32 protein-coding genes are annotated in these 26,410 nt (G+C 67.6%); 7 read left to right on the top strand and 25 right to left on the bottom strand.

Annotated features, from left to right (window positions below; genetic code table 11):
* Positions 1-119: 119 nt before the first annotated feature.
* Positions 120-1,457, bottom strand: a complete 1,338-nt coding sequence (locus BM397_RS20100; RefSeq protein ID WP_092427686.1) for an ammonium transporter — start codon at positions 1,455-1,457, stop codon at positions 120-122.
* A gap of 34 nt (positions 1,458-1,491) precedes the next feature.
* On the bottom strand, positions 1,492-1,830 hold the full coding sequence (locus BM397_RS20095; protein WP_066103691.1) for a P-II family nitrogen regulator: 339 nt from the start codon (positions 1,828-1,830) through the stop codon (positions 1,492-1,494).
* A gap of 275 nt (positions 1,831-2,105) precedes the next feature.
* Here BM397_RS20095 and BM397_RS20090 point away from each other — a divergent pair, with 275 nt between their 5' ends.
* From BM397_RS20090 to trpS, 3 genes are all read left to right on the top strand, one after another.
* Positions 2,106-4,322 (top strand): transglycosylase domain-containing protein, encoded by a 2,217-nt coding sequence (locus tag BM397_RS20090; protein WP_092427688.1) that lies wholly within the window; start codon positions 2,106-2,108, stop codon positions 4,320-4,322.
* A gap of 123 nt (positions 4,323-4,445) precedes the next feature.
* A complete protein-coding gene (gene pyrF / locus BM397_RS20085; protein ID WP_092427689.1) occupies positions 4,446-5,177 on the top strand; it encodes an orotidine-5'-phosphate decarboxylase in 732 nt (243 codons plus the stop codon).
* Between the two features lie 208 nt (positions 5,178-5,385).
* Complete coding sequence (gene trpS / locus BM397_RS20080) at positions 5,386-6,432, top strand: tryptophan--tRNA ligase (RefSeq protein ID WP_092427690.1); 1,047 nt, start codon at positions 5,386-5,388, stop codon at positions 6,430-6,432.
* Between the two features lie 98 nt (positions 6,433-6,530).
* Here trpS and BM397_RS20075 read toward each other — a convergent pair whose 3' ends face one another.
* The 3 genes from BM397_RS20075 to BM397_RS20065 all read right to left on the bottom strand — a co-directional run bounded on the left by BM397_RS20075 (position 6,531) and on the right by BM397_RS20065 (position 8,332).
* Positions 6,531-7,043, bottom strand: coding sequence for a hypothetical protein (locus tag BM397_RS20075; protein WP_092427692.1), 513 nt, complete (start codon positions 7,041-7,043; stop codon positions 6,531-6,533).
* A 129-nt stretch (positions 7,044-7,172) separates the two neighbouring features.
* The gene (locus BM397_RS20070) at positions 7,173-7,439 is read right to left on the bottom strand and encodes a hypothetical protein (RefSeq protein WP_092427694.1); all 267 of its coding nucleotides are present in this window, start codon (positions 7,437-7,439) and stop codon (positions 7,173-7,175) included.
* Entirely contained in the window at positions 7,436-8,332 is an 897-nt protein-coding gene (locus tag BM397_RS20065; protein WP_092427696.1) for an SPFH domain-containing protein, read from the bottom strand. Before BM397_RS20065 ends, BM397_RS20070 begins: the two co-directional genes overlap by 4 nt.
* 335 nt (positions 8,333-8,667) lie before the next feature.
* On the opposite strand from BM397_RS20065, the gene BM397_RS20060 reads away from it, so the two are divergent.
* Positions 8,668-8,976 carry a hypothetical protein gene (locus tag BM397_RS20060; protein ID WP_092427698.1) on the top strand — a complete coding sequence of 103 codons (309 nt, stop codon included), beginning with the start codon at positions 8,668-8,670 and terminating at the stop codon, positions 8,974-8,976.
* Between the two features lie 6 nt (positions 8,977-8,982).
* On the opposite strand, the gene BM397_RS20055 is transcribed toward BM397_RS20060, so the two are convergent.
* The gene (locus tag BM397_RS20055; RefSeq protein WP_092427700.1) at positions 8,983-9,381 is read right to left on the bottom strand and encodes an NUDIX domain-containing protein; all 399 of its coding nucleotides are present in this window, start codon (positions 9,379-9,381) and stop codon (positions 8,983-8,985) included.
* Positions 9,382-9,460: 79 nt separating this feature from the next.
* Between BM397_RS20055 and BM397_RS20050 the strand changes: the two genes are divergently transcribed.
* Positions 9,461-10,714 (top strand): DNA polymerase IV, encoded by a 1,254-nt coding sequence (locus BM397_RS20050; protein ID WP_092427702.1) that lies wholly within the window; start codon positions 9,461-9,463, stop codon positions 10,712-10,714.
* A 31-nt stretch (positions 10,715-10,745) separates the two neighbouring features.
* Here BM397_RS20050 and BM397_RS20045 read toward each other — a convergent pair whose 3' ends face one another.
* From BM397_RS20045 to BM397_RS20010, 8 genes are all read right to left on the bottom strand, one after another.
* Positions 10,746-11,075, bottom strand: a complete 330-nt coding sequence (locus tag BM397_RS20045) for a DUF3775 domain-containing protein (protein WP_092427704.1) — start codon at positions 11,073-11,075, stop codon at positions 10,746-10,748.
* Between the two features lie 103 nt (positions 11,076-11,178).
* Entirely contained in the window at positions 11,179-12,195 is a 1,017-nt protein-coding gene (locus BM397_RS20040) for an alpha/beta hydrolase family protein (protein WP_092427706.1), read from the bottom strand.
* A 30-nt stretch (positions 12,196-12,225) separates the two neighbouring features.
* Positions 12,226-13,365 carry a DNA recombination protein RmuC gene (locus BM397_RS20035; protein WP_092427708.1) on the bottom strand — a complete coding sequence of 380 codons (1,140 nt, stop codon included), beginning with the start codon at positions 13,363-13,365 and terminating at the stop codon, positions 12,226-12,228.
* A complete protein-coding gene (gene mutL, locus BM397_RS20030) occupies positions 13,362-15,347 on the bottom strand; it encodes a DNA mismatch repair endonuclease MutL (protein WP_092427710.1) in 1,986 nt (661 codons plus the stop codon). The genes BM397_RS20035 and mutL overlap by 4 nt, the downstream gene beginning before the upstream one ends.
* An 86-nt stretch (positions 15,348-15,433) precedes the next feature.
* Positions 15,434-15,910 carry an aminoacyl-tRNA deacylase gene (locus BM397_RS20025; protein WP_092427712.1) on the bottom strand — a complete coding sequence of 159 codons (477 nt, stop codon included), beginning with the start codon at positions 15,908-15,910 and terminating at the stop codon, positions 15,434-15,436.
* Positions 15,911-15,920: 10 nt separating this feature from the next.
* On the bottom strand, positions 15,921-16,283 hold the full coding sequence (locus BM397_RS20020; protein ID WP_092427714.1) for a DUF4186 domain-containing protein: 363 nt from the start codon (positions 16,281-16,283) through the stop codon (positions 15,921-15,923).
* On the bottom strand, positions 16,280-16,630 hold the full coding sequence (locus BM397_RS20015) for a YigZ family protein (protein ID WP_092427716.1): 351 nt from the start codon (positions 16,628-16,630) through the stop codon (positions 16,280-16,282). Before BM397_RS20015 ends, BM397_RS20020 begins: the two co-directional genes overlap by 4 nt.
* 39 nt (positions 16,631-16,669) lie before the next feature.
* Positions 16,670-17,725 (bottom strand): bifunctional transcriptional activator/DNA repair enzyme AdaA, encoded by a 1,056-nt coding sequence (locus BM397_RS20010; RefSeq protein ID WP_092427718.1) that lies wholly within the window; start codon positions 17,723-17,725, stop codon positions 16,670-16,672.
* Positions 17,726-17,880: 155 nt separating this feature from the next.
* On the opposite strand from BM397_RS20010, the gene BM397_RS20005 reads away from it, so the two are divergent.
* Positions 17,881-18,255 carry a rhodanese-like domain-containing protein gene (locus tag BM397_RS20005; RefSeq protein ID WP_092427720.1) on the top strand — a complete coding sequence of 125 codons (375 nt, stop codon included), beginning with the start codon at positions 17,881-17,883 and terminating at the stop codon, positions 18,253-18,255.
* 85 nt (positions 18,256-18,340) lie between these two features.
* Here BM397_RS20005 and BM397_RS20000 read toward each other — a convergent pair whose 3' ends face one another.
* The 5 genes from BM397_RS20000 to recO form a co-directional block, all read right to left on the bottom strand.
* A complete protein-coding gene (locus tag BM397_RS20000) occupies positions 18,341-19,111 on the bottom strand; it encodes a FadR/GntR family transcriptional regulator (RefSeq protein ID WP_092427722.1) in 771 nt (256 codons plus the stop codon).
* Positions 19,112-19,202: 91 nt separating this feature from the next.
* On the bottom strand, positions 19,203-19,649 hold the full coding sequence (locus BM397_RS19995) for a molybdenum cofactor biosynthesis protein MoaE (protein WP_092427723.1): 447 nt from the start codon (positions 19,647-19,649) through the stop codon (positions 19,203-19,205).
* Between the two features lie 4 nt (positions 19,650-19,653).
* A complete protein-coding gene (gene moaD / locus BM397_RS19990) occupies positions 19,654-19,899 on the bottom strand; it encodes a molybdopterin converting factor subunit 1 (RefSeq protein ID WP_092427725.1) in 246 nt (81 codons plus the stop codon).
* A complete protein-coding gene (gene pgsA / locus BM397_RS19985) occupies positions 19,899-20,564 on the bottom strand; it encodes a CDP-diacylglycerol--glycerol-3-phosphate 3-phosphatidyltransferase (RefSeq protein ID WP_092427727.1) in 666 nt (221 codons plus the stop codon). Before pgsA ends, moaD begins: the two co-directional genes overlap by 1 nt.
* Before the next feature lie 55 nt (positions 20,565-20,619).
* The gene (gene recO, locus BM397_RS19980) at positions 20,620-21,348 is read right to left on the bottom strand and encodes a DNA repair protein RecO (protein WP_092427729.1); all 729 of its coding nucleotides are present in this window, start codon (positions 21,346-21,348) and stop codon (positions 20,620-20,622) included.
* Positions 21,349-21,555: 207 nt separating this feature from the next.
* On the opposite strand from recO, the gene BM397_RS19975 reads away from it, so the two are divergent.
* A complete protein-coding gene (locus BM397_RS19975; protein ID WP_245696145.1) occupies positions 21,556-22,197 on the top strand; it encodes a Pr6Pr family membrane protein in 642 nt (213 codons plus the stop codon).
* On the opposite strand, the gene BM397_RS19970 is transcribed toward BM397_RS19975, so the two are convergent.
* From BM397_RS19970 to acpS, 6 genes are all read right to left on the bottom strand, one after another.
* Positions 22,142-22,474, bottom strand: a complete 333-nt coding sequence (locus BM397_RS19970; protein WP_092427733.1) for a DUF1491 family protein — start codon at positions 22,472-22,474, stop codon at positions 22,142-22,144. The two genes, BM397_RS19975 and BM397_RS19970, sit on opposite strands and share 56 nt — an antisense overlap.
* The gene (gene era / locus BM397_RS19965; protein WP_092427735.1) at positions 22,467-23,375 is read right to left on the bottom strand and encodes a GTPase Era; all 909 of its coding nucleotides are present in this window, start codon (positions 23,373-23,375) and stop codon (positions 22,467-22,469) included. Before era ends, BM397_RS19970 begins: the two co-directional genes overlap by 8 nt.
* A gap of 13 nt (positions 23,376-23,388) precedes the next feature.
* Entirely contained in the window at positions 23,389-24,315 is a 927-nt protein-coding gene (locus BM397_RS19960; RefSeq protein WP_245696146.1) for a DMT family transporter, read from the bottom strand.
* Complete coding sequence (rnc, locus tag BM397_RS19955; RefSeq protein WP_092427737.1) at positions 24,308-24,994, bottom strand: ribonuclease III; 687 nt, start codon at positions 24,992-24,994, stop codon at positions 24,308-24,310. Before rnc ends, BM397_RS19960 begins: the two co-directional genes overlap by 8 nt.
* Positions 24,991-25,824, bottom strand: a complete 834-nt coding sequence (gene lepB / locus BM397_RS19950; RefSeq protein ID WP_092427739.1) for a signal peptidase I — start codon at positions 25,822-25,824, stop codon at positions 24,991-24,993. The genes rnc and lepB overlap by 4 nt, the downstream gene beginning before the upstream one ends.
* A gap of 140 nt (positions 25,825-25,964) precedes the next feature.
* The gene (acpS, locus tag BM397_RS19945) at positions 25,965-26,384 is read right to left on the bottom strand and encodes a holo-ACP synthase (protein ID WP_092427741.1); all 420 of its coding nucleotides are present in this window, start codon (positions 26,382-26,384) and stop codon (positions 25,965-25,967) included.
* Between the last annotated feature and the right edge of the window lie 26 nt (positions 26,385-26,410).

Genomic DNA, 26,410 nt, shown 5'->3' with positions numbered 1-26,410 from the left:
GCCTTCGATGCGGGCGCTTGTGCCCAGGGCAGCGGGACGGTCCCCCGCCTACGGGGCAACAAAAAACCCGGGCGCGAACGCCCGGGCAAGGTGGTCAAAAGCTGAAAGGAAGGAGAAAATCAGCCCTTGGAGAACTCGGGGTAGGCTTCCATGCCCAGCTCGGCCATGTCGAGACCGTTGATCTCGTCTTCTTCCGAGACGCGGATGCCGAAGATCATCTTGAGGATGAACCACAGGACCAGCGAGACCACGAAGGTGAAGATGCCGACCACGACGATGCCGTAGATCTGGGTGCCGAAGGAGGCGTCACCGTTGGTGAAGGCCACCGCGATGGTGCCCCAGATGCCGCAGACAAGGTGCACCGGGATGGCGCCGACCACGTCGTCGATTTTCAGCTTGTCGAGGAACGGCACCGCGAAGACCACGAGAACGCCGCCGATCATGCCGATGATGGTTGCCGCGCCCAGGGTCGGGGTCAGCGGTTCAGCGGTGATCGACACGAGGCCGGCCAGCGCGCCGTTCAGCACCATGGTGAGGTCGGGCTTCTTGTAGAGCAGCTGGGTGACGATCATCGCAGCGACCGAACCGCCGGCTGCCGCCGCGTTGGTGTTGGCGAAGATGCGCGACACGTCTGCCACGTCGCCCACGGTGCCCATTGCCAGCTGCGAGCCGCCGTTGAAGCCGAACCAGCCGAGCCAAAGGATGAACGTGCCGAGGGTCGCGAGCGCCAGGTTGGAGCCCGGGAACGGGGTCACGCGGCCATCCTTGTATTTCCCGATACGCGGGCCGAGAACGATGGCACCAGCCAGAGCAGCCCAGCCACCGCAGGAGTGAACGACGGTCGAGCCGGCGAAGTCGAGGAAGCCTGCCGCGTCGAGGAAACCGCCGCCCCACTTCCAGGAAGCCTGCAGCGGGTAGATGATCGAGGTCAGGATGACGGTGAAGATCAGGAACGGCCACAGCTTGATACGCTCGGCCAGGGCGCCCGAAACGATCGAGGCGGTGGCGGCGCAGAACATCAGCTGGAAGAAGAAGTCCGAACCGGTGGAGGCATAGCCGTAATCGTCGGCCGCGTCGGCGGTCACGCCAACGGCTTCGAGAACGCCCGGGCCCCAGACGCCGGACAGCACGCCTTCGACCGACCAGGTGCCCAGCGGGTACATCAGGTTATAGCCGATCAGGTAGTAGAAGATCGACGCCAGCGAGAACAGCGTGACGTTCTTCATCAGCTGCATGGTGACGTTCTTGGAGCGTACCAGGCCGGCCTCGAGCATGGCAAAGCCCGCGGCCATGAAGAACACCAGGAAGCCGCCCACGAGGAACAGCAGCGAGTTGAAGATGAACACCGAGTCGGTCGAGGCGTTCACCCCGGCCACAGGACCTTCGTCCTGGGCGAGGCCAAGGCTCGGCAGCGCGATCAGCGCGGCGACCGGAGCCAGCGTCTTGAGAAGTTTCATGTCTTTCTTGTCCCTATCTGTCGTTCCGCGGCTCTCAGAGCGCGTCCGCGTTGGTCTCGCCGGTCCGCACCCGCACGGCCTGCTGCACGTCGAGCACGAAAATCTTGCCGTCACCGATCTTGCCGGTCTGGGCGGTGCTGGTGATCGTCTCGACCACCTGGTCGGCCATGGAGCCGGCGACCACGATCTCGAGCTTGATCTTCGGAACGAAGTTCACCGCATACTCGGCGCCGCGATAGATTTCCGTGTGACCGGACTGCGAGCCGAAGCCCTTGATTTCCGTGACCATCATGCCGCGCACGCCGATTGCGGTGAGCGCCTCGCGCACCTCCTCGAGCTTGAACGGCTTGATCGTTGCAATGATCAGTTTCACCTTGGTCCCTTTCGGTTCTTGCGGCTCGCAGCTGCGCACCGCATCTCCTCGTTTGTGCATGGGCAGAAAGCCGCTGCCCGCCGACCATGGGAAGGGACAGCCCCTTGCACCCATCCGGTTGCGCTCCTAAGGAGATCACAAAATGAGCGGAAAATCTGCATTTGATTAAAAAATGCGCGATCCAAAAAGACAAATATGTGACCGTTTCTCGGTCAACATCAGGCGTCAAACCCGCTATCCTCCCGCAAAACTGAGCGAAGGCCGGGCAGAACGAAATGACTGATTCAGGGCGTGGCAAGGGCCGTCTGGTGGCCGAACGCCGCTATCCCAATGGTGGCCAGAAAGCGGGCCAGAAGACGAGCAAGACCCAAGGCCGGAAGCCTTCGGGTGGCGGCAGTGGTGGCTCTGGCGGCGGCTCTGGCGGAGGACGTCGGGCGGCGCCGCGCAAACCTGCGCGCAGACCTGCGAAGAAGCGGAACTTTCTCGTGGCGATGGTGTTGGGTCTCGTGTCTTTCGTTCTGAGCATCTTCTGGCGCATCACCTGGCGTGTGGGCGCGGTCGTCGGGATCCTGCTCGCGCTCGGCGTGGGCTATTTCTACACCAAGCTGCCGCCGGTGACCGAGCTTCTGGACGGTCGGGCGCGGGGGTCGGTCACGCTGATCGACCGCAACGGCGCGATCTTTGCCTGGCGTGGCGACCAGTTCGGCGGTGCCGTCACTGCCACGAGCGTGTCCAAGCACCTCAAGAACGCGGTGATCGCCACCGAGGACAAGCGATTCTACAAGCATTTCGGTGTCTCGCCGCGTGGCGTCGCCAGCGCCATCCGCATCAACCTTGCAGAGGGGCGTGGCCCGCTGTCCGGCCATGGTGGCTCGACCATCACCCAGCAGACCGCGAAGCTGCTCTGCATCGGCGTCGAGTATGATTCCGACGTCTGGAAGACCGAGGCCGATTACGTCGCCGAGTGCCGACAGTCCTCGCTGGCCCGGAAGGGCAAGGAAGCGCTTTACGCCATGGCGATGGAGCTGAAGTACACCAAGGACGAGATCCTCTCGATCTACCTCAACCGCGCCTACATGGGCGGTGGTGCCTATGGAGCCGAGGCTGCCGCAGAGCGCTATTTCGGAAAGCATGCCGCAACGCTCAACCCGCAGGAATCGGCGATGCTGGCGGGGCTGCTGACCGCGCCCTCGACGCTGGCACCGACCAGCGACCTCGAGCGCTCTCAGGACCGCGCGGCGACCGTGCTGCGGCTGATGGAGGACCAGGGCTACCTGAGCGCCGCCGAAGAGCAGCAGGCGCAGGCGAATCCCGCGACCCTGTCGGAAGAGGCGCAGAGCAAGACCGGCGGCTATTTCGCCGACTGGGTGATGTCGACCGGGCCGGAGTATTTCACCCGCGACACGATGGAGGACGTGGTGATCCGCACCACGCTCGACCCAAAGCTGCAGAAGGCGGCCGAGGACGCGATGAACTCGGTCTACGAGAGCAAGGTCAAGGAAGGCTCCAAGGCGCAGGCGGCGATCGTCGTCATGTCGGCCGACGGTGCGGTGCGCGCCATGGTGGGCGGGCGCAAGACCGGCGTGTCGGGCGTGTTCAACCGCGCCACCCAGGCCAAGCGGCAGACCGGCTCGGCGTTCAAGCCCTTCATCTATGCCACGGCGCTGGAACTGGGCCACTCGCCCTATGACTCGGTCGTCGATGAGCCCTTCTGCATGAACGTCCCGGGGTCCGGCGAATGGTGCCCGCAGAACTATTCCAGGAACTACAAGGGCAAGGTCACGCTGACCGACGCGCTGGCGCATTCGCTGAACATCCCGGCGGTGAAGATCTCGGAATCCGTCGGGCGCGACCTTGTGGCCAAGGTGGCCACGGGCTTCGGCATCAAATCCGAGGTGAACAGCTCGCCGTCCATGGCGCTCGGGACCTCCGAGGCCTCGCTGCTGGAGATGACCGGTGCCTATGCGGGCATCCTCAACGGCGGTTCGGCGGTGACACCCTACGGCCTCGTCGACCTGCGCCTGAAAGGCGACAACGAGGTGCTCATGGGCACCGGCGGCGGTATCCGCGAGCGGGTGATCCAGCCCGAGGCGGCCGGGCAGCTGATCTGGATGATGGAACATGTGGTCAATGGCGGCACCGGCGGGCGGGCGAAGCTGCCCGATCGCGAGGTGGCCGGCAAGACTGGCACGTCGAACGACGCGCGCGACGCCTGGTTCATCGGCTTCACCGCCGACTATGTGGTCGGCGTCTGGATGGGCAACGACGACAACTCGCCACTGACCGGGGTGACCGGTGGCGGCCTGCCGGCGGAGATCTGGCGCGAGACCATGCTGCGCGTCACCGATGGCACCGAGGCCAAGCCGCTGCCTGCCATCGTGCCCGAGCCGCCGCAGCAGGTGGCGCAGCCGCAACCGCAGCGTCAGCCCGAGCGGCAGCGCCGCGACAACATCATCCAGCAGGTCATCCGCGATCTGCTCGGGGGTGGCTGACGGTTTGGCCGGCAAGTTCCTTCGAAGGAACTTGCAAAAGCCTTCGAAGGCTTTTGGCGCGGGCTTGACCTGAGCGCCCGGCGCGGACATGAGAGGCGAAATCCCGCAAAAGGAGACGCCCCCATGTCCGCAGCCGTGTCCGATGACCGCCTGATCGTCGCCCTCGACGTGCCCAATGCCCTCGAGGGCCTGAAAGTCGCCGAGGAGATCGGCGATGCCGTCTCCTTCTACAAGATCGGTCTCGGCATGCTCACCGGCGGCGGCCTGGCGCTGGCCAACGAGCTCAAGCAGGAGCACGGCAAGCGCATCTTCCTCGACATGAAGTTCTTCGACATCGGTCAGACGGTCGAGAACGCGGTGCGCGGCATCGCGCAGTTCGATCTCGACTTCCTGACGGTGCACGGCGATCCGCACGTGGTGCGTGCCGCCAAGCAGGGCGCGGCGGGCTCGAACCTGAAGATCCTCGCGGTGACCATCCTGACCTCGCTCGACCGCGCCGACCTTGACGACGGTCTGATGCAGGCGGGCGACGTGGCCGACCTGGTGGTGGAACGCGCCGCGCGTGCCTTCGAGGCCGGGGCCGACGGTATCATCGCCTCGCCGATGGAGGCCGCCCGCATCCGCGCGCTCCCCGAGTCCGAGGGCCGTTTGATCGTCACCCCCGGCGTGCGTCCGGCGGGCAGCGCCGACGACGACCAGAAGCGCATCGCCACCCCCGCGAGCGCCATCGCCGCCGGTGCCGACCACATCGTCGTCGGCCGCCCGGTCTGGCGCGCGCCCTCGCCGCGCGACGCGGCGCTGGCGATCAACGCCGAACTGGCCTCGCCACAGGCACAGCGGCCCAACAAGGCTTGATCTGGGGCGCGCGGGGGGCTACCCAGACGTCATGACACGTCTTATGCCCCTTGCGACTCTCTGGTGGCCCGCCTGACATAGGCGGCCCGACGTATCATGTTTTCCAAACAGGCCGCCGCATCGGGCGGCCTTTTTGATGTACGACATCCAATCCCCAATGCGGCGACCTCCCTGACCAGACAGACCCTGTCCAGACACGGAGACCCCCATGGACCAGACCACCCTGACCCGCCCCGAGGCCGAAACGACGACCGCCGCAAAGCCGGTCATCCTCACCGGCGACCGCACCACCGGCCCGCTGCACATCGGCCACTACGCCGGCTCGCTGAAGAACCGGCTGGCGCTGCAGGACACGCACACGCAGTTCCTGCTGCTCGCCGACACCCAGGCGCTCACCGACAACGCCCATGACATCGGCAAGGTGCGCCGCAACGTGCTCGAGGTCGCTTGCGACTACCTCGCCGTCGGCATCGATCCCGCCAAGACCACCATCTGCCTGCAGTCGCATCTGCCGGCGCTGGCCGAGCTGTCGATGCTCTACCTGAACTTCGTCACCGTCGCCCGGCTCGAGCGCAATCCGACGATCAAGGACGAGATCCGCGCCCGTGGCTTCGGGCGCGACATCCCGGCCGGGTTCCTTTGCTATCCGGCCGCGCAGGCCGCGGACATAACCGCCTTCAAGGCCACCGTCGTGCCGGTCGGCGAAGACCAGGCGCCGCTGATCGAGCAGTGCAACGAGATCGCCCGGCGGGTGAACGCTGCGGCGGGCCGCGAGGTGCTGCCCGAGGCGCAGGCGCTGATCCCCGAGGCGGGGCGGCTGCCGGGCATCGACGGACGCGCCAAGATGAGCAAGTCTGGCGGCAACGCGATCCCGCTCTCAGCCTCGGAGGACGAGATCAGCCGGGCGGTGCGGGCGATGTTCACCGACCCCGAGCACCTGCGGGTGGAGCAGCCGGGCCGGGTCGAAGGCAATGTGGTGTTCGCCTACCTCGATGCCTTCGACGCGGCGAAAGAGGATGTGGCCGAGCTGAAGGACCACTACCGGCGCGGCGGTCTCGGCGACACGGTGTTGAAGCGGCGGCTGGAGGACATCCTGCAGGCGCTGCTCGCGCCGATCCGGGCGCGGCGGGCGGAGGTTGCCTCCGATCCCGCGCAGGTGCACCGCATCATCTCGGAGGGCACGCAGGCGGCGCGCGAGGTCACCGAGGCCACCAAGCGCGAGGTGATGGACGCACTGGGGTTGTTCCGTCTCTGAGCCAAAGGGCAGGGCGCTTTCACGAAAATGCTCCCCGCGGCGGCACCGCGGGGAGCATGGAAGCACCGGTCCAATCGGACCGGAAATGCCGGGAGAGATCAGCCTTTGGCGTCGATCCGCACCTTGACGGCGTCGTTCAGCGCCGCGGCGAACTCCGCCTTGGTCATGTCGAGCACCAGCTCTTCCTCGGCGTTCAGCGACAGCTGCGAAGCGCGCACGGAGGCGTTCTCGATGGCGCGTTCGTCGGCGCCTTCCATCTCGCCGTCGAGGTCGATCACCACGAAACCGCGGTCCATCTCGGACTTCTTCACCGTACCGACGATCTCGCCATCGCTCGAACGGACGAGGGCGTCATTGGTGATCGCCGCGTCGAGCTGTGCCGAGACGTCCGCCGCGTCGCTGTAGATCTCGTCGGCGCCCACCGCCTCGACGCCGGCCTGTGCGGTGTCGGTCGCGGTCTCGCCGATGGCATAGGCGGTGTCGCCGATCGCGTCGACGGCCTGAGCGGCCTGCTCGGTGACGCTGGCCTCGTTCTCGGCCTGCGCGCCAATCGCGCCTGCGATAACCATGGTGAGTGCTGCGGTGGTGGTGGTCAGGAAGCGCTTGGTCATGTGCGGTCTCCTCGGTCTTGGTTTGGATCGTCCCCTCGGGGTCTCTGGGGTCACAATGAGGACCCCCCCTGGGTTGGTTCCAAGATTTCTCGGAGACCCGGGCTTTCCCTGCCGGAAGGCCCGCGGCGTTCAGTCCTCGTTGATGTCCCGGGTCCAGATCTTGGTCTGGCCCTTGCGGACGCCCATGAAACGCCGCAGCAGCGCCCAGCCGATCAGCGCCACCACGGCGCAGATCAGCAGCAGAACCGGCCACCCGGCGGAGAGGCCGAGCAGCAGCAGCACGCCCACTGCCGCCGCCCCGATGGCAAAGCCGAGGAACACGTAGGCCGGGCTCAGCACCTCGAGCACCAGCAGCACCACCGCCGCCGCCAGCCACACCCACCAGAGCTGGATCATGGCTTGCGTCCCGTCAGAAGGGTGAAGGCGTCGGCGAAGGCATCGAGCGCATTCGAGGGCAGCACGATGGTCTGCTTGCCGTCGCCGTTGCCGAGCGCCACCAGCGCCTCGACCTGTTTCAGCGCCACCTGGTATTGCGCTGCCTCCAGCCCGTTCTTGGCGATGGCCTCGGCCACCACCTGCGTCGCATAGGCCTCGGCCTCGGCCGAGATGCGCCGCGCCTTGGCGGTCTGCTCGGCGGCGTAGAGGTCGGCGTCCGCCGAGAGCTCCACGGCGCGCTTGCGGCCCTCGGCCTCGGTCACCTGAGCGCGGCGGGCGCGCTCGGCGTTGAGCTGCTGAAGCATGGCGTCGCGGGTCTGCTGGTCGAGGTTCACGTCGAGGATCTCGGCCCGCGTCACCTCGATCCCCCAGTTGTCCACCGCGTCCTCGACGTTGCTCTTGATCGTGGCGATCAGCGCCGCGCGGTTGGACTGCACCTCGTCGAGCTCCATCTTGCCGATCTCGGCGCGGACGATGCCTGCGACGGTGGTGGCGATGGCGGCATCCACGTCGCGGATGCGGTAGACGGTCTTTTCCGGCTCGAGGATGCGGTAGAAGACCGAGGTCTCGACCTCCACCAGCACGTTGTCGGCGGTGATCGCGTCCTGGCTGGCGGTGGGCAGCTGGCGTTCGAGGATCGAGACCTTGTGCGCCACCCGGTCGAGGAAGGGCACGATGAAGTTGATCCCGGGGCCGAGCACCGCGCGCAGCCGGCCGAAGCGTTCGACCACGTGCTTCTCCGCCTGCGGCACGATGCGCACCCCGAGGAGCACGCATAGGATCACGAAGGCGGCGAGCAGCAGCACCACGAGATTGCCGCCGACCAGATCCGCGATCAGAGTTTCCACGTCCATATGGGTATCTCCCCCGGCTTGCCTGCGGCTCCGCATCGGCGCCGCGTTCGATCCTGCAAAGGGGGCGCTGCCCCCTCGGCGCTGACGCGCCTCACCCCCGGCGTATTTAACAAGAGAAGAAGCGCTTGCGCCGACTATGCCCCGCCGCATGGCGAGAAAGAAAGGGATTTCCAGCGTCTCTTCAGTGGGTTTTGGGCGGCCGTGGCGGGGTTTCCAGAGAGGTCACTGCGGGTGGCGGACAGTCGCTGCTCACATCCTCTGCACGGCGCCGTGCAGAGACCCGAGGGAACTGGCGCGCCAATTGCGGCGTTTTGAGGCCAATCAGGAGACAAGCCATGACCGAGATGCGCACACAGATCGGCGAGATGCGCTACAACGCCGCCGAAGAACAATTCGAGGCCCTCGTGACCTTCCACTCCGACGCCGGGCGGGTCCGGGTCGCGAGTACCTTCAAGGCCCCGGTGACCACGCAGCCCGACGCCGCGGAGCGGGTGCTGGTGTCACGGGCGCTGGCCTTGCTGGACCGGCCCGACACGCTGCAGGCGCGCACCGCACCGTTGCCGTCGGAGCGCGTTCGCCGGCCGCGCGACACGGTGCCTCGCAAGGCGGGCCTCGGCTGGCTGTCGCTGTTCCGCGCGGCCTGACCGCGCTCAGCGCGCGTCGCGCGCGTCCATGTAATCGCGCAGCACGCTGCGGAAATGCGGGATCGCGTCCTCGCGCGCGATGAACTCTTCGGGCGACATCATCATCCAGCCCTCGCCTTCGCCGCCCCAGACCACATCGTCGACGCGGCTCGCTGGCAGGTGCGCCGCGAAGTACCAAAGCCCGTCGTAAAACAGTTCCCAGCTCAGCGCCTCTGGCCCGAGATCGAGCCCGACCTCCTCGATGGTTTCGCGCAGGGCGCATTCCATGCCGGTCTCTCCCGGCTCGCGCGCGCCACCGGGAAAATCGAGGTAGCCGGGCCATGGGATGCCCTCGGTATGATCGCGGCGCAGGATCAGCAGATCGTCACCGAGAAACAGGATTATCTTGGCGCCTCTGAAGTTCATCATGCCTCCGGGCAATGGCACTGCTGCGTGGGTTCGGCGTATAGTGCCGAGGTAACACCTGTCGCCGGAAATGCCACCCATGCCCGCGCTCTGCCGCGATTGCCTCGCCGAATTCGACCATGGAACACGCTGCCCGTCCTGCGGACGCCCGCGGATCGTGCGCCATGACGAACTGTGGGACCTCTCCATCGCGCACATGGACTGCGACGCCTTCTATGCCACCGTCGAGAAACGCGAGAATCCAGAGCTGGCCGACAAGCCGGTGATCGTCGGCGGCGGCAAGCGCGGGGTTGTCTCCACCGCCTGCTACGTTGCGCGCATCCGCGGCGTCCGCTCGGCCATGCCGATGTTCCAGGCGATGAAACTCTGCCCCGACGCCGTGGTGGTGAAGCCGCGGATGGAGCTCTACGTCGAGGTCTCGCGGCAAATTCGCGCGCTGATGGAGGAGCTGACGCCGGCGATCGAACCGCTGTCGCTCGATGAGGCCTTTCTCGATCTCACCGGCACGGCGCGGCTGCACGGCCATCCGCCCGCGGTGATGATGGCGCGGCTGGTCAAGCGCATGCGCGAAGAGCTCGGGGTCACCGGCTCGGTCGGCCTGTCGCACAACAAGTTCCTCGCCAAGATCGCCTCGGACCTCGACAAGCCGCACGGTTTCTCGGTGATCGGCAAGGCCGAGACCGCCGACTTCCTGCGGCCGAAGTCGGTGCGGATGATCTGGGGCGTCGGCATGGCCTCGCAGGAGTCGCTGGAGCGCGCCGGGATCCGCACCTTCGAGGACCTGCTGCGCTGGGAGCAGCGAGACCTGATTGCCCGATTCGGTTCGATGGGGCAGCGGCTGTGGCATCTGGCGCGCGGCGAGGACACGCGGCGGGTAATGCGCAATGCGCCGATCAAGTCCATTTCCAACGAAACCACGTTCAACGAGGACACCGGCGATCACGACCTGCTCGACGGGCATCTCTGGCGCATGTGCGAGAAGGTTTCGGATCGGGCCAAGGCCAAGGGCATGGCCGGACGGGTGGTGACGCTGAAGGTCAAGCGCGCCGATTTCAAGCTGATCACCCGGCGGCAGTCGCTGGGCGATGCCACGCAGATGGCCGACCGCATCTATCGCGTGGCCCGCGGCATGCTCGACGGGCTGGAGAGGCAGGGGCCATGGCGGCTGCTGGGCGCGGGGATCTCGGATCTGGTGGCGGCGGATCAGGCTGACCGGGGCGGCGATCTTCTCGATCCCGACGCCGGCAAGCGTGCGGCGGCGGAACGGGCGACGGATGCGATCCGCGCCCGCTTCGGCGAAACGGCGATCGTGAAGGGGCGGGGGCTGCGCTGAGCGCCCCGCAAGCTGGCTGTCCGGCCGCGGATCAGCTGCCGCGGTTCAGCAGCTCATCCTCCTCGTCCTCGGGATCGAAGCCGAGCGCCTCGAGGCCGGCCTCGAGGTTGTCGGCCAGATGCGGCGTGCCGATCAGGTAGTCGGCGGTCGGTGTCGAGGCTTCGGTGAGCGCGGTGCTGTAGGCTTCGGCCCATTCGTCGGCGTCGAAGGCATCGCGGCCGATCCACATCACCGCGACCAGCGCGGCCTGTTCCTCTTCGCTCATGCGGTCGATGAAGCCGCGCAGCTCGCCTTCGGCCCGTTCGATCTCCCGGGCCATCAGGATCACGGCGGCAACCGTGCGGACGCTGATTTCTTCCATGGCGCGTCTCCTTTCTTCGCGCACACCATGGAGAAAAGCGTACACCCCGACCTTGATCTGCGACAAGCGGCGCGTGCCGCGTGGCGGGATAGGGCGGGCGAGATCAGTCAGGAGAGGGCAGCGCCCGGTTCAGGAAGCCGAGCGTGCCCGTTGCAACCTGATCATGTACCGCCGAGCGCTCTTCGGGGCTGCTGGCGCAGAGCGCGGGATCGCCGCCCTCCTCCTGCAGCAGCTTGGCGCCGTTGGGGGTGCAGCGGGCAAACAGGTCGTAGAGCTCGGCCCCTTCCAGCGGAACCACCTCGATCCCGGTCCGCGCGGCGAGGCGAACCTCGCCCGGCGCGGGCTGGTCTAGGCCGAAGATGCGCATGTCGGGCGCATGCGGCTGCAGGCTGTCGGGCCGGAACTCGGCGAGGTATTCGGGCGCGATGGCCAGCACAGCGCGGACCCGCGCGTCGCGGCGCGGCAGGGTCAGCGCCTGCAGGTCGACGCTTGCCGGATCGACACCGGCGGAACCGAACCAGGCGCAATCCGTCGAGGGATGGCCGGTCCAGCAATTGAGCATATAGGCGCCCTCGTCGATCATGCCGCCGCCGAGCATCATCGCGGCGGTGCCGCCGAGCGCGAAGCCGGCAACCGCGACGCGGGTGTCGTCGATGCGCATCTGCCAGTCGGGATCATTCAACAGCAGGTCGAGCGCCTGTCCCAGCTCTGCCGGGCGCCGCCAGATCTCGCCGAGCGCCGAGGCCGGATCGCGCGGACGCTGGCCGCTGACCTCTGCGACGATGTAGCCGCCCTCGGCCAGCCGTGCCGCCAGCCAGGCGCCGCTCTGCTCCGACGAGCGCCGCCCGCCGTGCGAGAGCAGCACCAGCGGCAGCTTGCCGGGCAGGGGCGAGGCTTCGCGCTGAGCCGGGGTGCCCTCGAAGACCGCGTTGCGCCCGACCAGTTCGGAGGCGCCGCCACCGGTCTGCGCCGGGTACCAGATGGTCATCGACAGTCCGCGACCGAAGTTCGCCTCGGGGCGGATCATGCTGCTGACGCCGACACCGGTCTTGTCGCCCTCGGCGTAGCCGGGAGCGGCAAGCAGGGCCGCAAGCGCGAGGCCGGTCAGGCGGGCAAACATCCGATTTTCCTTGGCGAGTCGGTCGAAAAGTCAGGTCTGCCTTGGCAATGGCACGATACGCCCCTCGGGCGCCAGATCTTCGAAATCAAAATTGTCGAGTTTTTGGGCACGTCGGCCGGCCTTCTCGGCGCTGATGCGGATCTCCGAGAGGTCCTTGGCGGCCATGCCGAAGTGGCGGTCGAGGTTCTCTACCCGCGCCCCGAGCCGCTCGACGTCCTGGTGCAGCAGCCCGAGCTCGCGCCGGATGGCCCCGGCCTGCTCGCGCATCCGGGCATCCTTGAGCACCGCGCGCAGCGTGTTGAGCGTGGCCATGCAGGTGGTTGGCGAGACGATCCAGACCCGCAGCGAAAAGCCCTCGCGCACCACCTCGGGGAAGGTCGCGTGCAGCTCCGCGTAAACCGCCTCGGAGGGCAGGAACATCAGCGCGCTGTCGGCGGTCTCGCCGTCGAGGATGTAGCGGTCCGAGATGTCACGCAGGTGCTTGCGCACCGACATGCGGAAGGCCTGCCCGGCGCGTTGCTTCGCCTCGGGCGTCTCGGCGCGGCGCAGCATCTCGTAGGCTTCGAGCGGGAATTTGGCGTCGATGACGATATGGCCGGGCGGTTCCGGCAGCTTGATCAGGCAATCGGCGCGGCGCCCGTTCGAGAGCGTCGCCTGCATCGCGTAGGCGTCGGGCGGCAGCGCCTTGGAGACGATGTCGTTGAGCTGGATTTCCCCGAAGGCGCCGCGGGTCTGCTTGTTCGACAAGATGTCCTGCAGCGACAGCACGTCGCCCGAGAGCCTTGTGATGTTCTCCTGCGCCTGGTCGATGGTCTTCAGCCGTTCCTGCAACTGTCCCAGCGAATGCGCGGTGCGGCGGGCGGTGCCATGCAGGTTCTCGGACATGTTCTGCTGCACCTGCGCCAGCCGCTTTTCCATCAGCTGCAGCATGGCGTTCTGGCTCTTCACCTGCGCCTCGGAGACATGGTGCAGCCCGCCGGCGAGCCGCTCCTGCCCCTCGGACAGCGCCTGCACCCGCTGCGACAGCTGGCTGAGCGGATAGCCGAGCCGGGCGGCGCGGTTCGAGGCGCGGATCGACAGGATCAGCAGAAGCGCAAGGAGAGCCGCACCCACGGCAGCCCAGAGGCGCGGGTCGCCCATGTCGATGCTCTGCCCGGCGATCTCGATCATGTGCGGCCGAACAGCCTCTCGATATCCGACAGCTTCAGCTCCACGTAGGTAGGGCGTCCGTGGTTGCACTGGCCGGAGTGGGGCGTGGCCTCCATCTCGCGCAGCAGGGCGTTCATCTCCTCGGCGCGCATCCGGCGGCCCGAGCGGATCGAGCCGTGGCAGGCGACGCGGGAGAGGATCGCCTCGAGCTTTTCCTGCACAAGCTGCGAGCTGCCGTAGTCCGAAAGCTCGTCGAGAATGTCCTTGATCAGCGCCTCGGCGTTGACCTCGCCAAGGATGGCAGGCGTTTCGCGCACCGCCAGCGCCGAGCCGCCGAAGGGTTCGACCGACAGGCCCATGCGGCCAAGGTCGTCGGCAATGTCGAGGATGCGCGACAGGTCGTCCTGCGACAGCTCGACGATCTCGGGGATCAGCAGCGCCTGCGCGGCGACGCCGCGCTCGGCCATCTGGCGTTTCAGCTTTTCGTAGACCAGCCGTTCGTGCGCCGCGTGCTGGTCGACGATGACGATGCCGGTCTCGGTCTGAGCGATGATGTAATTCTCGTGCACCTGACCCCGCGCCGCGCCGAGCGGCAGGTGGGCGGCCTCTGGTGCCTCTGCCGCATCTTCGACGACACGGCCCGACCAGCCGCCCTGCATTTCGGCAAAGCCCTGCGTCTGTACCGGGGGCACGCGCGGCGGGGCGGGCACGAAATTGGGATCGGGCGCCTGCGCGGCATAGGCTGCGCTGCGTGCGCCGGCCGAGGGGCGGTCCATCTGGTAGACGCGGGCGTGGGGCGCGGCCGCCGGGGCCGCGCCGAGCGGCGCGCCGCCGCCATAGGCGCCGAAGGTGCTGTCGCGCGACGGCTGCTGGTGCAGCGGCATCTGCCCCTCCGAAGAGACTTGCGGTCGCATCTCGGGGCGAAGTGCCGCCAGCGTCTCGGCCGCCACGGTGCTCGAGGCGCGGTGCCCGGCGTCGGCCAAAGCGTGGCGCAGCGCCGAGACGATCAGCCCGCGCACCAGCCCGGGCTCGCGGAAGCGCACCTCGGATTTCGCCGGGTGCACGTTCACGTCCACCAGGTGCGGGTCGCAATCGACAAACAGCGCCACCGCGGGATGGCGGTCGCGGCTGAGGTAATCGGCATAGGCGCCGCGCAGCGCGCCGAACAGCAGCTTGTCCTGCACCGGGCGGCCATTGACGAAGAGATGCTGCGCCACGGAAGAGCCGCGCGAATAGGTCGGCAGAGCCGCGTAGCCGGTCAGCCGGAAGCCGTCACGCTCGGCGTCGATGGCCAGCGCATTGTCGGTGAACTCGGCACCCAGCACCTGCGCCAGCCGGCCCCGCAGCGCGTCGAAGAGATCGCCCGAGACCGCGTCGGCGCGGAAGGTCACCCGGTCCTTGCCCTGCGAGACGTCGCGCAGGGTGAAGCCCACCGAGGGCTCGGCCATGGCGAGCCGTTTCATCACGTCCGAGATCGACATCATCTCGGCACGGTCGGTGCGCAGGAACTTCAGCCGCGCGGGCGTGGCGAAGAAGAGATCGCGCAGGGCGACCACCGTGCCGGGGTTCAGCGCCGCCGGTTTCACCGCGCCCATCTGCCCGCCGGAGACCGCGATCTCGGCGCCGTCCTGCCCGGCGACACGGCTCTGGATGGTCAGCCGCCCCACCGCGCCCAGCGAGGGCAGCGCCTCGCCGCGAAAGCCGAAGCTGTGGATGTTCAAGAGATCCGAGCCGTCGATCTTCGAGGTGGCATGGCGCGACAGCGCCAGCGGCAGCTCGTCCGGCCCCATGCCGCAGCCGTCGTCGCTCACCCGGATCAGCGTCTTGCCGCCGTCGGCGATTTCCACCGTGACGCGGGTCGCCCCGGCGTCGATGGCGTTCTCCACCAGCTCCTTGACCGCCGAGGCCGGGCGCTCGACCACCTCGCCGGCGGCGATGCGGTTGATGGCGGCCTCGTCCAGCTGTCGGATGACGGGACGCATATTGGGGCTGTGGGTGTTCATTCCACCATACCTAGCAGGGATTTCGCGATTCTGGAACGGTTAGCGCGGCCGGGTCCAGGTGCCGAGAGCGGGTGGGTGCACCGCGGTCAGTCCGCTGCCAGCGCCGCCGCCTTGCCGCCGGAAACCTCTAGCGCATCGGCGGGGGTGACCACCACCATCAATCCGCGCTTGCCGCCGTTGAGCACGATCCGCTCGGCGGCCATCGCCCCGGCCTCGAAGGCCGTGGGCACGCGTTTCTTCTGCCCGAAGGGGCTGATGCCGCCGGTGTGCATGCCGGTGAGCCGCTCGGCCTTCGCCGGATCCATCATCTGCGCCGACTTGCCACCGAAGGCGCTGGCCACCCGCTTCATCGACAGCGAGGCTCCCGAGGGCACCACGGCGCAGCAGGGCCTGCCGTCGACCTCGACCATCAGCGTCTTCAGCACCCTCGAAGGATCCCAGCCGATCGCTTCGGCCGCGTGCAGCCCGATCTGCGCCTGCCCGGAGACGTAATCATACTCGAGCAGCTCGAAAGCCACCTTGGCGCGGGTCAGCGCCTGCGTGGCGGGTGTGCCCTTGCTCATGCCGAGACCCTCATGCCCGATATCCCATCTGCCGGTCGATCCACGTGAGGATCACGCCCACCACCCGCGCCTGCTCCGCATCGCTCAGCGCGCGCCCCGCCGCCAGCCCGTGCCATTTCGCAAGGCAGCCCCGGCAGCAGGTGGCCGTTGCGTGCTGGGCGATAAACACCGGGTGGCCGCGCATGGGCGTCTGCTTGCCGTCGTTCTTCGGCAACGCCGGGGCCAGCCGCTCGGCGATGAAGTCGCGCGCATGCGACAGGACCACCTCGCGGCCCTTCTCGTCCGCATAGGCGCGCTCGTTGGGGCCAAGACGGAAGCGGCTGCGGAATTTCGAGCGGGCCAGCCGCGCGAACAGCTGATCCGGAGCGGTCATTCCATGCTCTCGAGATAGGTGCGCACCGCGTCCTGCACGTGGCGGAAGCGGTCACCGCCGAGGTGCTTGCCGCCGAACCAGCGGGTCACGACGATGATGTGGTCCTTCAGCCCTTCGCGCTCGAGCATGCGCAGGATCACCATGCCCGCGCCGCTCTCGCCGTCATCGTTCTTGATCGGCGCGTCCCCGGTCAGCAGGCCCCATGTGTTGTGCGTGGCCTTGGCGAACTTCTTGTTTCGCTTGAGCTCTTTCAGAAAGGCCTTGGCCTCCTCCTCAGAGGCACAGGGTCCACCCGAGACGGCATACTTGGAGCCGCGGTCGCTGATGATGTTCTCGAGAATGCGCATGCCAGAGGGGTAAGCCGCGCGGGCGCAGGGCGCAAGTGTTCAGCCCCCGAGGTACCCCCGCTCGATCTCCAGCAGCCGCTGTTTGCGCCAGAGCCCGCCGCCGTAGCCGGTGAGCGCGCCGTCCGCCCCGATCACCCGGTGGCAGGGGATCACCAGCGCGATCTGGTTGGCGCCATTGGCCTGCGCCACCGCCCGAACCGCCGAGGGCCGCCCCAGCGCCTGCGCCAGCGCGCCGTAGCTGCGGGTCTCGCCCGCCGGGATCGCGCGCAGCGCGCGCCAGACCGACTTGGTGAACTCCGAGCCATGCAGCGCCAGTGGCGTGTCGAAATCGGCGCTCTCGCCTGCAAAGAAGCGCGTCAGCTCCAATCGAATCTGCTCCGAGGGGGCGAACTGTCCCACACCGATCTCGTTCCCAGCGCCCTTGCGCAGCTTTTCCAGCTCGCGCGGCAGCGCCTTGCGGTCCATGAACTCCAGCAGGTGCAGGTGGCCTTTCGAGCAGACCGAGACCATGTCGCCGAGCGGCGTGGCGATCCAGTCCGCCCTGAGCAGCGCATCCGGATTCAGCGCGCCCGGAGCCACCCCCAAGATCTTGGAAAATCCCGTCCGGAAGGCCGAGGCGCTCTCGAAGCCCGCTTCGAGCTGCGCCTCGATCACCGGCGCGCCCGAGGCCAGCGCGGTGAACCCCTCGCGCAGCCTCCGCTGCCGGGCCATCTCGAGGAAGGTCATGCCGAACTGCCGCTTGAAGGCGCGTCGCACGGTCGAGGGATCGAGCCCCATCGCCAGGAGGTCCGGCTCGGACCAGCGGAAGGCGGGCCGCGCGTCTAGCGCATCCAGCAGCCGGGCGATCACCGGGTCGCTTTCGGCCATGGGCTTCAGCGGGTGGCAGCGCTTGCAGGGGCGGAAGCCGGCGGCAATGCAGTCGCCCGCGGTCTCATGGAAGGTGCAATTGGCGCGCAGGGGTTTGCGCGCCGGGCAGGTCAGCCGGCAGAAGATGCCGGTCGAGGCGACGCAGACATAGGCCCGGCCATCGTAGGACGGGTCTCGGTCGAGCAGCGCCTGGTAGAGCGTGTCGGGATCTGGAAGGGCAAACAGCATGGGGCGACTCTAGCCGATCCGCGCGCGGCGTGCCGCCGGAAATCGGGCGGCTATTGATCTGTGGCGGGCTTTCCCGGCACGCCCCCTTGCCTTCGCCGCCGCGGACCCCAAGTCTGAAGACAGGTTCAGAATTCGAGATATGAAAGGAGCCGGCGATGAAGACCGAGGAAGTGGGCAACGCGCTGCTGGAGACCTGGTCCGTCGACGAGGTCGCCGAGGCCTTTGACCGCAACGAGATCGTGCTGATCGACGTGCGCACGCCGCAGGAATACATGTTTGAGCACATCGAGGGCGCGCTGCTGATGCCCATGGCGTTTTTCAAGCCGGAGAAATTGCCGGGGCAGGGCGAGAAGCGTATCGTCTTCCACTGCGGCTCGGGCGTGCGTTCGGAGCGGGTCGCCCGCGCCGCCATCGCCTCGGGCATGGCGCGCGTCGCGCATATGGAAGGCGGCTTCGGCGGCTGGAAGGGCAGCCACAAGCCCTACATCGGCACCAACATGGCCACTGGCGCCCCGACGCCGATCAGCTGAAACGCCCGGTCACTTCTTCTCTTTCAAAATACGCCGGGGGTGAATTGGCTGAAGGCCAAGAGGGGGCAGCGCCCCCTGTTCCGGGTCAGCCGCGTCCGGTCACCCGGTCGAAGCGCTGGCGCGCCACGTCCTCGTCGCGCTCGGCCTTGCGGTCGCTGACCAGCGCCGCCTCGACGTAGCCGAGGTGCGCCTGCACCGCCGCCTTGGCCGCTGCCGCGTCGCGCGCCTGCAGGGCGGTATTGATCGCCCGGTGCTGCTCGAGCAGCGCTTCGCGCGTGGTGCGCTGCTTGAACATGACCGAGCGGTTGTAGAACACGCCCTCGCGCAGCAGCTGGTACATCGAGCGCATCATGTGCAGCATGATGACATTGTGGCTGGCCTCGATGATCGCAAGGTGGAAATCGGCGTCGAGCCGTGCCTCTTCGGCCGGGTTCCGTTTCTGGTGCGCCGCCGCCATCTTCTCGAAGAGCGCGTCGATCACCTTGAGATCCGAGGGGGTGCCGTGCAGCGCCGCGCGTTCCGCGGCCAGCCCCTCCATGTCGCGGCGGAAGCTGAGGTAGTCGAAGACCGCCTCGTCATGCTTGGAAAAGAGCTGGATCAGCGCGTCGGAGAAGGCCGAGCCGAGCACCTCGGTGACGAAAATGCCGGCCCCGGCGCGGGTCTCCAGAAGGCCGCGTTCCTGCAGGTCGGCCACCGCCTCGCGCAGCGAGGGGCGTGACACACCCAGCCGGTCCGACAGCTCCCGCTCCGCCGGCAGGCGCTCTCCGGGACGCAGGATGCCGCGCAGGATCAGCTCCTCGATCTGACGCACCACGGCGCTGGAGAGTTTCTCGGACTGCACGGGTCGGAAGGGCATGGGGTGGTCCTGACAGGCGGGAAACAGGCGGGAATTGGTCAGATCATATGACCACGCGCGCCATGTCTCAAGCGCGACGGAAGGAGAGGGTCTACCAGCGCGACAGCGCGTCCTCGTCCTCGTCCTTGGCGGCAACCCAGGAGGCGCCCTCCGCGCCGCTTTCCTTCTTCCAGAAGGGTGCGCGGGACTTGAGATAGTCCATCAGGTACTCGGCCGCCTCGAAGGCATGGCCGCGGTGCTTGGAGGCGGTGGCGACCATCATGATGCGTTCGCCCGGACCCATGCGACCGTAGCGATGGATCACCAGAACCTCGCCGAGTTCCCAGCGCGCCTCGGCCTCGGTCGCGATCTTTTCCAGCGCCTTCTGGGTCATGCCGGGGTAGTGCTCGATTTCCATGGTCGCCAGCGTGCCCGACACGTCGCGCACCACGCCGGTGAAGGTCACCACGGCGCCCATGTCGGTGCGGCCCGCGGCGAACCCTTCGGCCTCGGCGCCGAAATCGAAGGGCTCTTCCTGCACGACAACCCGGATCGCCATGGGATCAGCCCCCGGTCATCGGCGGGAAGAAGGCGACTTCGCGCACGCCGGCAAGCGGCGCGTCGAACTCCGACAGCTCCTGGTCCAGCGCGACGCGCAGCGCAGAGAGGTCGGAGAAGGCCAGCGCGTAACGTTCCTCGCGCCCGCGCAGTTCTTCGATGAGATCGTTCACCGTGGCGGCCTCGGTCTCGTAGCGCTCTTTCGGCAGGCCGATGCGCTCACGTACCCAGGCGAAATAGAGCAGGTCCATCACGTGTCGTCCTTCAGGAACGGCAGGGCCTTCACGAAGTAGTCCCAGCCGGTGATCAGGGTCAGCGCGGCGGCGATCCACAGCAGCGTCAGGCCGAGGTGCCCGGTCCAGATCATCCCGGCTTCCTGCCAGCGCAGCCCGTGCGGATCGGCACCGCCGGCGTCGAGCGCACGGGTGACCACCTGGTCGTCAAGTGCCTCGACGCTGAGAGCAAGGTAATGCTCGAACACCCCCTGTGAAAAGAGCGTGGCGATGGCGATCATCTGGAAGGTGGTTTTCCACTTTGCCAGCTTGGTGACCTTCAGCGTTCCGGCCACGTCGCCGAGATATTCGCGCAGGCCCGAGACGAACACCTCGCGGAAGAGAATCATGGTCGCCGGCAGCACCAGCCAGGGCGACATCGAGGAATAGCCGACGATCACCATCAGCGCGATCACCACCATCGCCTTGTCGGCGATGGGATCCAGCATGGCGCCGATCTTGCTTTCCTGTCCCCAGAGCCGGGCAAGGTAGCCGTCGAACCAGTCGGTGACCGCGGCCCCGACGAAGAGCAGCAGCGCGAACCAGTCGGCGAGCGGCCGCGAGAAATACAGGAACATCACCGCCACGCCGGGGGCGGCGATCAGGCGGAGGGCGGTGAGGATATTTGGCAGGTTCCAGCGCATGCGACTTACGTAGCGCGCTTTTTCGGGAGGGGAAAGACGCCTCGAGCCGCAGCGGTCACACGGTGCTGCGGCGAAATCTCTCGACATAGGCGGCGCGAGCCTGCGGCAGCGGCCGATCGCGCAGCGAAGGGGCCATGTGGCGCTCGAGAAAGTGTCCTGTCGTACGCAGGGCTTCGAGGATTTCGCCATCGCCGCCGGGGCCCTCTCCCTTGAGGATGTCGGGCAGAGGCAGCAGCCGGTCGGCCCATTCCCCTGCCGCCTGCCGCGAGACCGCGCGACCGGTGCGGGGCGAGACGAAACACAGCTCCTCGTTGGTGCCGCGCACGGCGCAGGCCGAAAGATCGAGTCCGAAGCCCATCTCGTCGAGCAGCGCCATCTCCCAGCGCAGGTAGGCAAGCGGCCAGAGCTCGCGCTCGGGCAGCAGGTCGAGCAGCTGCTCGGTGCGGGCGTAGAGCTTTGGATGCGCCTCGCGCTCGGGCAGCGAGAAGGCGAGCAGCGCGCAGACCGCGTTGAGCCCGGCCAGCGACAGCCGGTCGGCCAGCGCGCTCGCCGCGCGCGAGCGCTGCGGCTCGGCGGTGAAGCTGCCCATGTGGTCCTCGAGCCGCGCCTTCCACGTGAGATCCAGCTGCGCGCCGGGTTGCAGGAAGGGGGCGACACGGCGCGAGGCACCGCCGCGCAGCACGCCCATGTGCCGCCCGTGACCGGGGGTGAAGACCTCGAGAATCGCCGAACTTTCGCCGTGCCTGCGCGAGGTCAGAAGGATGCCGGTGTCGCGCCATTCCATGCGCGCACTCTCGGGGTTTGCCGGGGTGGGGGCAAGGGGTCGCGCAGGCTCGGAGCCTGCCGCGGCCTGTCATGTAAGCCTGTCATCGCTGGTCTACCCTGCCCGAAGCGGTGGCCGTGCCCGGGCTCTCACCGGGCCGTGAGTGGGCATTGCTTGACCTCGCAATAATCCCTGCTTTGCAGTAGGATGGTCGGCCCGGGAGATGCCATGACCCAGACTCACCGCCTCACCGCCCTGCTGATTGCCGCGCTCGCGCTCGGAGCCTTGCTGCTTCAGGTACATGTCGGACTGGCGCGGCGGCCCGACCGGACGGTGCTGGAGGAACTCTGGCGGCTGGGGCGCTATTTCACCATCCTCACCAACCTCATGGTTGGCGTGACCTTCGCCGGGATCGCCGGCGGGCACCGCCCGGCGAACTGGTGGACCACGGCGGTCACCCTGTGGATCCTCATCGTGGCCATCGTCTACCACGGGCTGCTGGCGCGTCCGCTCGACGGCATCCGCTGGTGGTCCGACATGGCGGTGCATACCTTTGTGCCGATCGCCGTCGCGCTCTGGTGGCTGGCGCTTGCGCCGAAGGAGGGGCTGATGCCGCGCCACGCGCTGTGGTGGTTGCTCTGGCCGCTGACCTACGTCAGCTACGCGCTGATCCGCGGCGAGATCGACGGGCGGCACCCGTATTTCTTCATCGACCCGCATGAGGTCGGCTGGCCGGGAGTCGGACTGTGGTGCGTGGCGCTGGGGGCGAGCTTCTGGCTCGGCGGTCTGGGAATGGTGGCGCTGGCGCGGTTTCTCAGCCGTCCATCTGATCGAGCAGATGGCGCCCCTGACGGTCCTCAAGCTCGATGACCCAGAGGTCCGGGTCGAACTCCCGCTGCTTCGAGACACGCGCGTCGACCTCATGCTCCGGCCCCTCGGCCAGGGTGGTCCAACGCCGCGCGCCGGTCATCAGGTCCCATTCGCGGGTATAGGCGATGGCCTTGCCGTCGAGCGTGGCGAGCTTGACGATCACCGCGCCGGCGGTGTCGTCGCCATGGGCGGTGACATAGGCGGGGATGTCCTGCAGCGACAAGAGCCGCAGGTAGCCGCCGACCCAGACATGGGTGGCGAGCCGTGGCTCAGGCATTGCCGTCCTTGAACTCGAGGCCCATCTCGGAATAGCGCTCGGCCTCTTCCAGCCAGTTTTCGCGCACCTTCACCTGCAGGAACAGGTGCACCTTGCGGCCGAGGAATTCCTCGAGCTCGGCGCGCGAGGCCTGGCTGACCGACTTGATCGTCTCGCCCTTCTTGCCGAGCACGATGCCCTTGTGGCCGTCGCGGGTGACGTAGATGATCTGGTCGATACGGGCCGAGCCGTCCTCGCGCTCTTCCCACTGCTCGGTTTCCACCGTCAGCTGGTAGGGCAGCTCCTGATGCAGGCGCAGGGTCAGCTTCTCGCGGGTCATCTCGGCGGCGATCATGCGCATCGGCAGGTCGGCGATCTGGTCCTCGGGGTAGAGCCAGGGGCTCTCGGGCACCTGCTCGGCCAGCCACTTGCGCAGCGCGTCGACACCGTGGCCGCGCTCGGCCGAGATCATGAAGGTCTCGGCGAAGCCGTAGGCCTCGTTCATCTTCTGGGTCAGCGCCAGCAGGTCCTCGGCCTTGACCCGGTCGATCTTGTTGATCGCCAGCGCCACCTTGCGGCCGCGCGGCAGGTCCTGCAGCCCGTCGAGGATGCGCTTCACGCCGTCGGTCATGCCCCGGTGGGCCTCGATCAGCAGCACGATGATGTCAGCATCCGAGGCCCCGCCCCAGGCCGCCGCCACCATGGCGCGGTCGAGCCGGCGGCGCGGCTGGAACAGGCCCGGCGTGTCGACGAACACCAGCTGGCTCTCGCCCTCCATGGCCACGCCGCGGATGCGGGTGCGCGTGGTCTGCACCTTGTGGGTGACGATCGACACCTTGGCGCCCACCATGCGGTTGGTGAGCGTCGACTTGCCCGCGTTGGGCTCGCCGATGAGGGCGATGAATCCGGCACGTGTGGTCATTGGGGCGTTCCCGTTACTGACGATCCGTGGCCCTTACAGGCTTTTGCGGCGCGGGGCCAGAGCGGCCGCTGCGGATCAAGGTATAGCATCCCGAGACGACAATCAGCAGCGCTCCTGCAAGCGTCCAGAGATCCGGGCGCTCGCCGAAGAGCAGGTAGGCGAAGACCAGCGCCACCAGCAGCCGCGAATAGCGGAAGGGGGCGACCACCGATACCTCGCCGCTGCGCATGGCGCGGGTGAGGGCGGTATAGGCGGTGACGCCGACGAGGCCGGTGGCCAGCAGGCGCAGCAGCTCGGAGCTCTGCGGCAGGCGCGGCGGCGCGGGATCGAAGGGCAGCAGCAAGAGACCCGCCACCGTGACCACCGCGAACCCGAGGATGCCGAGTTGCTTGGCCGAGACCGCGGGCGGCGCGGCGCGGGTGTAAAGGTCGCGCATCGCAAAGCCGAACATCGCAGCGATAGACAGCAGCGCGTCGAGACGGAACGCCTCTGGGGTGGGGCGCACGATCAGCAGCACGCCGATGAATCCCACTGCCATTGCGGCCCAGCGGCGCGGGCCGACCTTCTCGCCGAGCAGCAGCGCCGCCCCGGCAGTGACCACCAGCGGCGCGGCCTGCAGGATCGATGAGGTGACTGACAGCGGCGTATAGGCCAGCGACAGCGCGAAGAAGAGCCGGCCCATGATCTCGAAGACCGTGCGCAGCAGCAGGCTGGGGCGCAGCATCGCCGGGTGCAACACCGCCTCGCCCGCGCGCAGGGTCATCAGGGTGTAAAGCGTCACGCCGGTGAGACCGAAGATCACCGTCGCCTCGCCCGGCGGCAGACCGGGGGCGACAGATTTGAACAGCGCGTCCTCGACCGCGAAGAGCGTCATCGCCAGCACCATGAAGGCGGCGCCGGTGGCGTTTGCGCTCATCCGCGGCGCGGCGGCGTCAGTCATTCGCGGTGACTTGCGCCAGCAGCGCGGCGGCGGCTTCCTGTTCGGCTTTGCGCTTGGAACCGGCGGTCGCGTCGGCCTTCTGACCGGAGGCGAGCCGCACCTCGATGGTGAAAACCGGTGCGTGGTCGGGGCCGGAGCGCGCCGTCTCGACATAGGCGGGCGGGGTCATGCCGCGCGCCTGTGCCCATTCCTGCAGCGAGGTCCTGGGATCGCGTGCGTCCTGCTGCACGGTCGAGACCCGCGCGCCCCAGAGCCGCAGGATCATCTCGCGCGCGACCTCGAAGCCACCGTCGAGGTAGACCGCCGCGATCACTGCCTCCATCGCGTCGCCGAGCAGCGCCTGCTTGCGCCGCCCGCCCGACATCATCTCGGAGCGGCCAAGTTTCAGTGCGGCACCGATGTCGACGTCGCGGGCGACCTCGGCGCAGGCCTCCTTGCGCACCAGCGCGTTGAAGCGCGGCGCGAGCTGGCCCTCGGAGGCCTTGCGGTCCTCGCCCAGAAGCGCCTCGGCCATGACGAGGCCGAGCACGCGGTCGCCGAGGAACTCGAGCCGCTGGTTGTCCTCGCGGCCGGGGCCGGACATGGACGAATGGGTCAGCGCGCGGCGCAGCAACTCGGGCCGCTCAAACCGATGCCCCAGCCGCTGCTCCAGCGCTTCTATCTCGGCCGAACGCTTCATGTGATCTTGTGGAAGAACCGGTCGCCGCGCCAGGTCCAGAAGAACAGCATCGAGCGGCCCGACGAGGAGAACATGACGCGCGTCGCCTTGCCGATGATGTTCTCGAAGGGCACGAAGCCGACGCCGCCCGCGGCGTTCGGCACGCGGCTGTCTGCGGAGTTGTCGCGGTTGTCACCCATCATGAAGAAATGACCCTCGGGCACGGTGTAGATCGGCGTGTTGTCCGATCCCTGCATTCCGATGTTGAGGATATCATGCTTCACGCCATTGGGCAGCGTTTCGGTCCAGCGCGATTTTTCGCAGACACCGCCGGTGCCGACCGGGCCGTTCTCGCAGCGCGGGCGCAGGCCTTGCGGTCCCTGCGGCTCGGCGGTCTCGGTGAAGGTGCCATTGGACTCGACCTCGACCGGGGTGCCGTTGATGTAGAGCAACCCCTGCTTGACCTGGATCTGGTCGCCCGGCAGGCCGATCACCCGTTTGATGAAATCGGTGCCGTTGACCGGGTGGCGGAAGACCACGACGTCGCCGCGCTCGGGCTCGGAGCCGAAGAGGCGGGTGTTGTCGCCGTCGAGGAAGCCGCAAACGTCCTTGGCGTCGATGTTGATGCCGAAGGAGTTCAGGCGGATCGACGGACAGGAGGCGTAGGAATAGCCGTAGGTCATCTTGTTGACGAAGAGGAAGTCGCCGATCAGCAGCGTGTCCTTCATCGAGCCGGAGGGGATCCAGAAGGGCTGGAAGAACAGCGTGCGGAAGACGCCCGCGATGATCAGCGCCCAGAACACCGTCTTGACGGTTTCCCAGATCCCGCCCGATTTCTCTTCTTTCGCCATGGAAATCCGCCCTGTGCCTCGATGTGCCTTGGTTTCAAGGCTTCATGGGCGGGGGCGGGGAGAGTGTCAAGCCAGCGCTGGGGCCGGACAAATCTCTTCCAAGAGATTTGCAAAACCCTTCGAAGGGTTTTGTCCGCGCGTTACCCCGGCGTGATCGCCGCCCCGAGCGGGCGTGCTTCGATCACCACGAAAGCCTGCGCCCAGGGATGATCGTCGGTCAGCGTCACGTGGATGATCGCCTCGTGGCCGGGCGGGGTCATCAGGTCGAGCCGCTCCTTGGCCCATCCGGTGACATGCATCACCGGCTGGCCGGTCGGCAGGTTGGTCACCGCCATGTCTTTCCAGGAGATGCCCATGCGCAGCCCGGTGCCGAGCGCCTTGGAACAGGCCTCCTTGGCCGCCCATCTCTTTGCGTAGGTGCCGGCGACATCCTTGCGGCGTTCGGCCTTGCGCTGCTCGGTCTCGGTGAAGACGCGGTTGCGGAAGCGGTCGCCGAAGCGCGCCAGGGTCGCCTCGATCCGCTCGATATTCGCCAGGTCCGTGCCGATTCCGAGGATCATCTGCCGCGCCGCTCCGTGTTGCTCCC

Origin of the sequence: Alloyangia pacifica (assembly GCF_900116195.1) — a bacterium.
In the GTDB taxonomy this organism is placed as follows: Bacteria; Pseudomonadota; Alphaproteobacteria; order Rhodobacterales; family Rhodobacteraceae; genus Salipiger; species Salipiger pacificus.
Note: the sequence above shows the minus strand (reverse complement) of the source record. Positions and strands in the feature narration are given on the sequence as shown.